This window comes from Streptomyces sp. NPDC057900 (assembly GCF_042887885.1).
Classification (GTDB): Bacteria; Actinomycetota; Actinomycetes; order Streptomycetales; family Streptomycetaceae; genus Streptomyces.
On the sequence record NZ_JBHVOI010000028.1, the window covers coordinates 1 to 9,188 of the forward strand.

Annotated in this window: 4 protein-coding genes and 3 rRNA genes; 3 read left to right on the top strand and 4 right to left on the bottom strand. The window is 46.5% G+C overall.

The annotated features are described in order from the left end of the window. The 4 genes from ACFVQ0_RS37040 to ACFVQ0_RS37055 form a co-directional block, all read right to left on the bottom strand. Positions 1–625 (bottom strand): tyrosine-type recombinase/integrase (locus ACFVQ0_RS37040; RefSeq protein ID WP_390093593.1); only part of this gene is annotated, 625 nt, incomplete at its 3' end. A gap of 147 nt (positions 626–772) precedes the next feature. Continuing rightward, positions 773–888 (bottom strand): 5S ribosomal RNA (gene rrf, locus ACFVQ0_RS37045). A 61-nt stretch (positions 889–949) separates the two neighbouring features. After that, positions 950–3,879: ribosomal RNA gene (locus tag ACFVQ0_RS37050) — 23S ribosomal RNA — on the bottom strand. A 137-nt stretch (positions 3,880–4,016) separates the two neighbouring features. After that, a 16S ribosomal RNA gene (locus ACFVQ0_RS37055) occupies positions 4,017–5,566 on the bottom strand. The 16S, 23S and 5S rRNA genes sit together here, the layout of an rRNA operon. Positions 5,567–6,103: 537 nt before the next feature. On the opposite strand from ACFVQ0_RS37055, the gene ACFVQ0_RS37060 reads away from it, so the two are divergent. The 3 genes from ACFVQ0_RS37060 to ACFVQ0_RS37070 all read left to right on the top strand — a co-directional run. Then, positions 6,104–6,673 (top strand): tyrosine-type recombinase/integrase, encoded by a 570-nt coding sequence (locus ACFVQ0_RS37060; protein ID WP_376174685.1) that lies wholly within the window; start codon positions 6,104–6,106, stop codon positions 6,671–6,673. Between the two features lie 985 nt (positions 6,674–7,658). After that, positions 7,659–8,909: a replication initiation protein gene (locus tag ACFVQ0_RS37065; RefSeq protein ID WP_376532906.1), complete on the top strand. Its 1,251-nt coding sequence runs from the start codon at positions 7,659–7,661 to the stop codon at positions 8,907–8,909. 155 nt (positions 8,910–9,064) lie between these two features. Then, the coding region (locus ACFVQ0_RS37070) for a ParA family protein (protein WP_390093594.1) at positions 9,065–9,188 on the top strand (124 nt) is incomplete at its 3' end.

A 9,188-nucleotide genomic window follows, 5' to 3' on the forward strand; every position in this document is an offset into this window, starting at 1 on the left:
TCTCCGCCCAGATCGGCGCCTCGACGCCCAGCACCGCGCTCAGAGAGTCTTTATAACGCTTAATATGCTCACTGGCAGCTCTTGATAGGGGGATAACCCGTTCAATCTCGCCTTTTGAATCCCGGATAAGAATAGATTCTCTTTCACCGTCTTTTTTTATATCGGTGTGATTTAATTCACAAAGCTCGGAGACCCGAATCCCGGTATGAAGAAGAACATAAACAATAGCAATGTTCCGCACATTTCCTTCGTCTTCCACTTCTTTTATTAGTGCTGACTGTTCAGCTGGCTCCAGTGACTCTGGTGGTTCATCCTTCTTTTCCTTGGCTTTGCGGTCAATGTTGGCCATAATCTCTGGTTTGTTAAGAAACCGGGAAAATACAGTGATGGCTGTATAATGCTTTTCGATTGTTCCGGCACTTTTATTGGAATCGTCCATATAATCAAGATAGGCCTGCACATGGGTCGATTCAATCTCTTCTATTTCTTCTTTCATCCATTGAAAAAATTGAGAGAGAACACCTACATATGTTTTAGCCGTACTGTCTGATTTATTTTGATCCATTAACCATTCAGCAAAAGAATGAAGGATTTGGTCAGTATTTCGGATTTCTTCTTTATTCATCAAAAATCCTCCCGCCTAGAGTTCATCCAAACGCTTCAGATGAAAAAATATACAAAAAAACCTTAGGAAAAATCCTAAGGTTTTTTTGAAAAGAGATAGGATTTTGAACCTGCATTCTTCGGGTTATGAATCCTAAAACTAGAAATTGCTTGGCGGCGTCCTACTCTCACAGGGGGAAACCCCCGACTACCATCGGCGCTGAAGAGCTTAACTTCCGTGTTCGGCATGGGAACGGGTGTGACCTCTTCGCTATCGCCACCAAACTATGAGGAACGTTGTTCCTTCAAAACTAGATAATAGAAGAAGTAAATTCTGCACGTCATTTTGGTTAAGTCCTCGATCGATTAGTATCTGTCAGCTCCATGTGTCGCCACACTTCCACCTCAGACCTATCAACCTGATCATCTTTCAGGGATCTTACTTCCTTGCGGAATGGGAAATCTCATCTTGAGGGGGGCTTCATGCTTAGATGCTTTCAGCACTTATCCCGTCCGCACGTAGCTACCCAGCTATGCCTTTGGCAAGACAACTGGTACACCAGCGGTGCGTCCATCCCGGTCCTCTCGTACTAAGGACAGCTCCTCTCAAATTTCCTGCGCCCACGACGGATAGGGACCGAACTGTCTCACGACGTTCTGAACCCAGCTCGCGTACCGCTTTAATGGGCGAACAGCCCAACCCTTGGGACCGACTACAGCCCCAGGATGCGATGAGCCGACATCGAGGTGCCAAACCTCCCCGTCGATGTGGACTCTTGGGGGAGATAAGCCTGTTATCCCCGGGGTAGCTTTTATCCGTTGAGCGATGGCCCTTCCATGCGGAACCACCGGATCACTAAGCCCGACTTTCGTCCCTGCTCGACTTGTAGGTCTCGCAGTCAAGCTCCCTTGTGCCTTTACACTCTGCGAATGATTTCCAACCATTCTGAGGGAACCTTTGGGCGCCTCCGTTACCTTTTAGGAGGCGACCGCCCCAGTCAAACTGCCCACCTGACACTGTCTCCCCGCCCGATAAGGGCGGCGGGTTAGAAGGTCAATACAGCCAGGGTAGTATCCCACCGATGCCTCCACCGAAGCTGGCGCTCCGGTTTCCAAGGCTCCTACCTATCCTGTACAAGCTGTACCAACATTCAATATCAGGCTGCAGTAAAGCTCCACGGGGTCTTTCCGTCCTGTCGCGGGTAACCTGCATCTTCACAGGTACTATAATTTCACCGAGTCTCTCGTTGAGACAGTGCCCAGATCGTTGCGCCTTTCGTGCGGGTCGGAACTTACCCGACAAGGAATTTCGCTACCTTAGGACCGTTATAGTTACGGCCGCCGTTTACTGGGGCTTCAATTCGCACCTTCGCTTACGCTAAGCGCTCCTCTTAACCTTCCAGCACCGGGCAGGCGTCAGCCCCTATACTTCGCCTTACGGCTTCGCAGAGACCTGTGTTTTTGCTAAACAGTCGCCTGGGCCTATTCACTGCGGCTCTCTCGGGCTTGCACCCTAACAGAGCACCCCTTCTCCCGAAGTTACGGGGTCATTTTGCCGAGTTCCTTAACGAGAGTTCTCTCGATCACCTTAGGATTCTCTCCTCGCCTACCTGTGTCGGTTTGCGGTACGGGCACCTCTCACCTCGCTAGAGGCTTTTCTTGGCAGTGTGGAATCAGGAACTTCGCTACTATAATTCGCTCGCCATCACAGCTCAGCCTTCACGGGAAACGGATTTGCCTATTTCCCAGCCTAACTGCTTGGACGCGGATATCCAATACCGCGCTTACCCTATCCTCCTGCGTCCCCCCATTGCTCAAATGGTGAGGAGGTGGTACAGGAATATCAACCTGTTATCCATCGCCTACGCCTTTCGGCCTCGGCTTAGGTCCCGACTAACCCTGAGCGGACGAGCCTTCCTCAGGAAACCTTAGGCATTCGGTGGAGGGGATTCTCACCCCTCTTTCGCTACTCATACCGGCATTCTCACTTCTAAGCGCTCCACAAGTCCTTCCGGTCTTGCTTCACAGCCCTTAGAACGCTCTCCTACCACTGTTCGAAGAACAGTCCGCAGCTTCGGTGATACGTTTAGCCCCGGTACATTTTCGGCGCAGAGTCACTCGACCAGTGAGCTATTACGCACTCTTTAAATGGTGGCTGCTTCTAAGCCAACATCCTGGTTGTCTAAGCAACTCCACATCCTTTTCCACTTAACGTATACTTTGGGACCTTAGCTGGCGGTCTGGGCTGTTTCCCTTTCGACTACGGATCTTATCACTCGCAGTCTGACTCCCAAGGATAAGTCATCGGCATTCGGAGTTTGACTGAATTCGGTAACCCGGTAGGGGCCCCTAGTCCAATCAGTGCTCTACCTCCGAGACTCTTACCTTGAGGCTAGCCCTAAAGCTATTTCGGAGAGAACCAGCTATCTCCAGGTTCGATTGGCATTTCACCCCTACCCACACCTCATCCCCGCACTTTTCAACGTGCGTGGGTTCGGGCCTCCATTCAGTGTTACCTGAACTTCACCCTGGACATGGGTAGATCACCTGGTTTCGGGTCTACGACCACGTACTCAATTCGCCCTATTCAGACTCGCTTTCGCTGCGGCTCCGCATCTTCTGCTTAACCTTGCACGGGATCGTAACTCGCCGGTTCATTCTACAAAAGGCACGCCATCACCCGTTAACGGGCTCTGACTACTTGTAGGCACACGGTTTCAGGATCTCTTTCACTCCCCTTCCGGGGTGCTTTTCACCTTTCCCTCACGGTACTGGTTCACTATCGGTCACTAGGGAGTATTTAGCCTTGGGAGATGGTCCTCCCGGATTCCGACGGAATTTCACGTGTTCCGCCGTACTCAGGATCCACTCAGGAGAGAACGAAGTTTTGACTACAGGGCTGTTACCTCCTATGGCGGGCCTTTCCAGACCTCTTCATCTACCTCGTTCCTTTGTAACTCCGTACAGAGTGTCCTACAACCCCAAGAGGCAAGCCTCTTGGTTTGGGCTGGTCCCGTTTCGCTCGCCGCTACTCAGGGAATCGCATTTGCTTTCTCTTCCTCCGGGTACTTAGATGTTTCAGTTCCCCGGGTCTGCCTTCTCATATCCTATGTATTCAGATATGGATACCACTCCATTACGAGTGGTGGGTTTCCCCATTCGGAAATCTCCGGATCAAAGCTTGCTTACAGCTCCCCGAAGCATATCGGTGTTCGTCCCGTCCTTCATCGGCTCCTAGTGCCAAGGCATCCACCGTGCGCCCTTTCTAACTTAACCATAAACATGGTATGTTTTGAAAAGATTGACGCAAAAATTTGCCTTCTATCTATTATCTAGTTTTCAAAGAACAAAGTTCTGAAAGAATTGCTTCTTTCAAAACTGAACAAAACGTAAGCGAACGTTATTTTCCTTAGAAAGGAGGTGATCCAGCCGCACCTTCCGATACGGCTACCTTGTTACGACTTCACCCCAATCATCTGTCCCACCTTCGGCGGCTGGCTCCTAAAAGGTTACCTCACCGACTTCGGGTGTTACAAACTCTCGTGGTGTGACGGGCGGTGTGTACAAGGCCCGGGAACGTATTCACCGCGGCATGCTGATCCGCGATTACTAGCGATTCCGGCTTCATGCAGGCGAGTTGCAGCCTGCAATCCGAACTGAGAATGGCTTTATGGGATTTGCTCGGCCTCGCGGCTTTGCTGCCCTTTGTACCATCCATTGTAGCACGTGTGTAGCCCAGGTCATAAGGGGCATGATGATTTGACGTCATCCCCACCTTCCTCCGGTTTGTCACCGGCAGTCACCTTAGAGTGCCCAACTGAATGCTGGCAACTAAGATCAAGGGTTGCGCTCGTTGCGGGACTTAACCCAACATCTCACGACACGAGCTGACGACAACCATGCACCACCTGTCACTCTGCCCCCGAAGGGGACGTCCTATCTCTAGGATTGTCAGAGGATGTCAAGACCTGGTAAGGTTCTTCGCGTTGCTTCGAATTAAACCACATGCTCCACCGCTTGTGCGGGCCCCCGTCAATTCCTTTGAGTTTCAGCCTTGCGGCCGTACTCCCCAGGCGGAGTGCTTAATGCGTTAGCTGCAGCACTAAAGGGCGGAAACCCTCTAACACTTAGCACTCATCGTTTACGGCGTGGACTACCAGGGTATCTAATCCTGTTCGCTCCCCACGCTTTCGCGCCTCAGTGTCAGTTACAGACCAGAAAGTCGCCTTCGCCACTGGTGTTCCTCCAAATCTCTACGCATTTCACCGCTACACTTGGAATTCCACTTTCCTCTTCTGCACTCAAGTTCCCCAGTTTCCAATGACCCTCCACGGTTGAGCCGTGGGCTTTCACATCAGACTTAAGGAACCACCTGCGCGCGCTTTACGCCCAATAATTCCGGACAACGCTTGCCACCTACGTATTACCGCGGCTGCTGGCACGTAGTTAGCCGTGGCTTTCTGGTTAGGTACCGTCAAGGTGCCGCCCTAGTTGAACGGCACTTGTTCTTCCCTAACAACAGAGCTTTACGACCCGAAGGCCTTCTTCGCTCACGCGGCGTTGCTCCGTCAGACTTTCGTCCATTGCGGAAGATTCCCTACTGCTGCCTCCCGTAGGAGTCTGGGCCGTGTCTCAGTCCCAGTGTGGCCGATCACCCTCTCAGGTCGGCTACGCATCGTTGCCTTGGTGAGCCGTTACCTCACCAACTAGCTAATGCGCCGCGGGTCCATCTGTAAGTGACAGCCGAAACCGTCTTTCCATCTTTCCTCATGCGAGGAAAGAACGTATCCGGTATTAGCCCCGGTTTCCCGGAGTTATCCCAGTCTTACAGGCAGGTTACCCACGTGTTACTCACCCGTCCGCCGCTAACATCAGGGAGCAAGCTCCCATCTGTCCGCTCGACTTGCATGTATTAGGCACGCCGCCAGCGTTCGTCCTGAGCCAGGATCAAACTCTCCGATAAAGTGTTTGACTTGCTCATTTGCTTTTAGAGTGTGTGCTCACTATTTTAAAACGTTGGCGCTTAGTTTTGTTCAGTTTTCAAAGAGCAATCACTTTAACAACTTAATCATCATATCACGAAGTTGAGTAGTTGTCAACTTCTGCGAAGAATGTTAGTTATTTTTAAAATCGCTATTTCTTAGCGACTACCTAATCTTACTACTATTTCAATAAGACGTCAATAGTTTTTTTCAAGAACATGTTCGATCTTGTTTTTACTGCTCTATCAATAATTTCTAAGATCAAAAATGCCTTGCTTGCTAAATAAGCAACTCCCTTATGATAAAAGAGTTTACACATGATGTCAATGATTTTTTTAGCAAGTTACTTTATGTATGATTCTGTAGACGACCGTACATTCATTTCCTTGATTTCATTGACTTCCTTCGTTTTTAATCCTTATAATGAAGATAAATACATAAAATCATACATTCAAGTATCCGTTTTATAAGGGCTCGCAACCTTTTCGGAACGTCTTGAAAAAGAAGGGGACACAATTATGAACCCTATTAAGAACGTGCAGCCCATTCGGAACCAGCAGCAGCTGGAAGATATGAAGTGGGCGCTTAAACGCCATTGTTCGGAACGTGATTACATTCTGTTTGTCCTTGGCTGTGAAACCGGGCTGCGAGTTGGAGATCTTTTACGACTCAAAACCAAACAGATTCTGAATTTGAAAGGAAAGTACACGAAGATACTGCGCATCAAAGAGGGAAAAACACAAAAAATCAGGGAGATGTACCTTGAAAACTGTTTTCAGGAAGTCTACGGCTATGCCGTCAATGTGGACAGTGAGTGGCTTTTTCCATCCCGGAAGGGGGACGGCGCCATCACGCCGACCCAGGCATACCGGCAGTTAAATAAGGCCGCCGACTTTGCTGGTGTCGACCATGTCGGCAACCATACCCTGCGGAAAACGTTCGGATACTGGTTTTACAAAGCGACAAAGGACATTGCGATGCTGCAGGGAATCCTGCACCATTCGGACCCTTCGATTACCCTGAGGTATATCGGCATCACAGAAGAAGAAACCAATAATGTCTTGAAAACCTTCAGTGTGTTTAAATAACGGTTCCGAACGAAGGAGCAGTCTTTGACTGTTCTTTTTTTTTACTTCCGAAAGACCCTCGTTATCAGACGTCCATAAAGGCTGTTTTTAGAGGTTTGAACTCCCTATCTTTATTTTCCTATTCGGAAAAAAATCAAACAGCTTAGAAAGGCAAATACAAAGCTTAAACAGCGTATTTTTTAAAAACCTCTTGGTGAATCATACACTTTTATGCCTGTTTTTCATTTTTCCTTTTCGGAACCCTCGAATCCTACATCTGTAGCTTTATCTACTTTCATTTTTCTCTTTTTCTTTTTCTAAAGCATTTATTTTCTCTTAACTCACATCTTGCCTGACTGTTCACATCAAGACAGAAAACTTTCCCTACCGGCCGGCGATATCTTTAGAGTGCCAGAAGACCTCAGCATTCCAAAAGGTACGTTGGCAGGGTGAGGTCTTCTGGCGTTTACGAAAAAGAATGAGCCGGCCGGTATCCTGAATATGTATAAGATCATGCTAGAAATAAGACAGAAATAAAGCCAGACATTGAATTCTTTATAATTTCTCTCTTTTTATCGCTCTATCAGAGGTGTAAAGACAGATCATTAAAACCTTTTAAAAAAATAATAGTCTTTAACCTTTGATACACAAATTAGTGTTTTGAACTTACTCTATCTTAAAGTTTTCAGAATTTTCACAACAAAAAACCCCCTGTTGTGTTTGTTTTACTAATATTGTTTTAATTGTTTTACATTGTTTTAATTGTTTTCGGAGGCCTCAAACCATTGGTATGACTGGCCTCAAGACCTCTAACTATAACATTTTTGGTGCGAACTATAACATTTTTGGTGCGAACTATAACATTTTTGGTGCGAACTATAACATTTTTGGTGCCTGAACTATAACATTTTTGGTGCGAACTATAACATTTTTGGTGCGAACTATAACATTTTTGGTGCGAATTATAACAAAAAAATCCTTTTGTTATCGATGGATTTTTGTCATAATGAAGAAGCTCGAAAGGGAGGAAATTGTGATGAAAATTTTAGAAAAAAACGAAACACAGAACAACCATTTGGTGACTAAGTCGAATATGCTCATTGAAGCAAATTATAAATTAGGCGTGGTAGAACAAAAAATCATCCTTTGTCTGGCGAGCCATATTACACCTGCAGATTCAGATTTCAAAACCTACACCCTGCCTATTCAGGAATTTTCAGATCTCCTAAGCTTAAAAGGAACACCCAAATATACAGAACTGAAGCAGATTACGAAGGATTTGATGAAGAAGGTATTTGAAGTGCGGATTAAAAAAAAGGTCATACAGGTTTCGTGGCTCAGCTATGTAGCGTATAACGAAACGGAAGGAACTGTAGACATAAGGTTTGATCCCTTCCTGCGGCCGTACCTGCTTCAGCTGAAAAGGGAATTCACAAGCTACAAACTTGAGAATGTGGTGAAGCTGAAAAGCTCCTACGCCATAAGGATATATGAATTACTGAAGCAATATGAAAGACTGAAGGAAAGATCCTTTTACCTGAAGGACCTGCGCAAAATGCTCGGGGCTGAGGATATCTATCCTGCATACGGAAACTTTAAGCAGCGTGTTCTTGTACCAGCCCAGAAGGAATTGAAGGCTAAAACGGATATATCCTTTGAAATAGAAGAAATCAGGACAGGACGAAGAGTGGATAAAATCAAATTTTTCATTACTTCAGGAAGCAATGGAAAACCTGATCAATTGGACCTGCTTCAAAATCATTTGCAGGAATTTGCCGATACGTTTATAGAGAAAGTGAAAAAACTCGGCTTAAAGATGGGGGTAAGGTTAACGGACGAAGTCATTCTTTCATGGGAAAAGCATGGACAGGACAATGTAATGAGCCTCCTGGAGAAAATACAGGACCGCAAGGACATCGAAAACCCCGTCGGATACATAACCAAGGTCTTAAAGGCAGCAAACAAGGATAATGATGAATCAGAAGACATCCTTATACGCTTAGTATCTGACTTCAGAAAATCAAAAGAAGTACTGCCTGCTTGGTATATACGGGAAAAGTCCATTGAAAAAATGGAGGAAGTACTGAAATTGGATCATGAATCAGCAGCAGTTACATTTGAAGAAATTAAAGAAGAATTATTTGAAGTTCTGCAAATTCAGGAGCCGGAGGCTGAAAGTGATTCAGTAGAGGAGCTAGAAAAGCGCAAGCGTAAGTTCGAAAAGCAACTTAAGAAATTAAAAAAAGGCACCCATTAATGAGTGCCTTTTTTAATTGGATGACAAAGGCATCGTATAAAATAAGAAGAAAACAACGTTAGAAGAAAGGAAGAAAAGAAGAAAAGAAGAAAACAACGTTAGAAGAAAAAAATAAAAGAAGAAAGGGTGATAAAGGGATGGCGATTACTATTACAATGGGAATTCAAAAGGGAGGCTGCGGAAAATCCACCACAACCGGCATTCTCGCGCACTTGTTGAGCAGAAATGGATATAGGGTCCTTGCAGTGGATATGGACTCACAGGGCAACCTTACAGAGC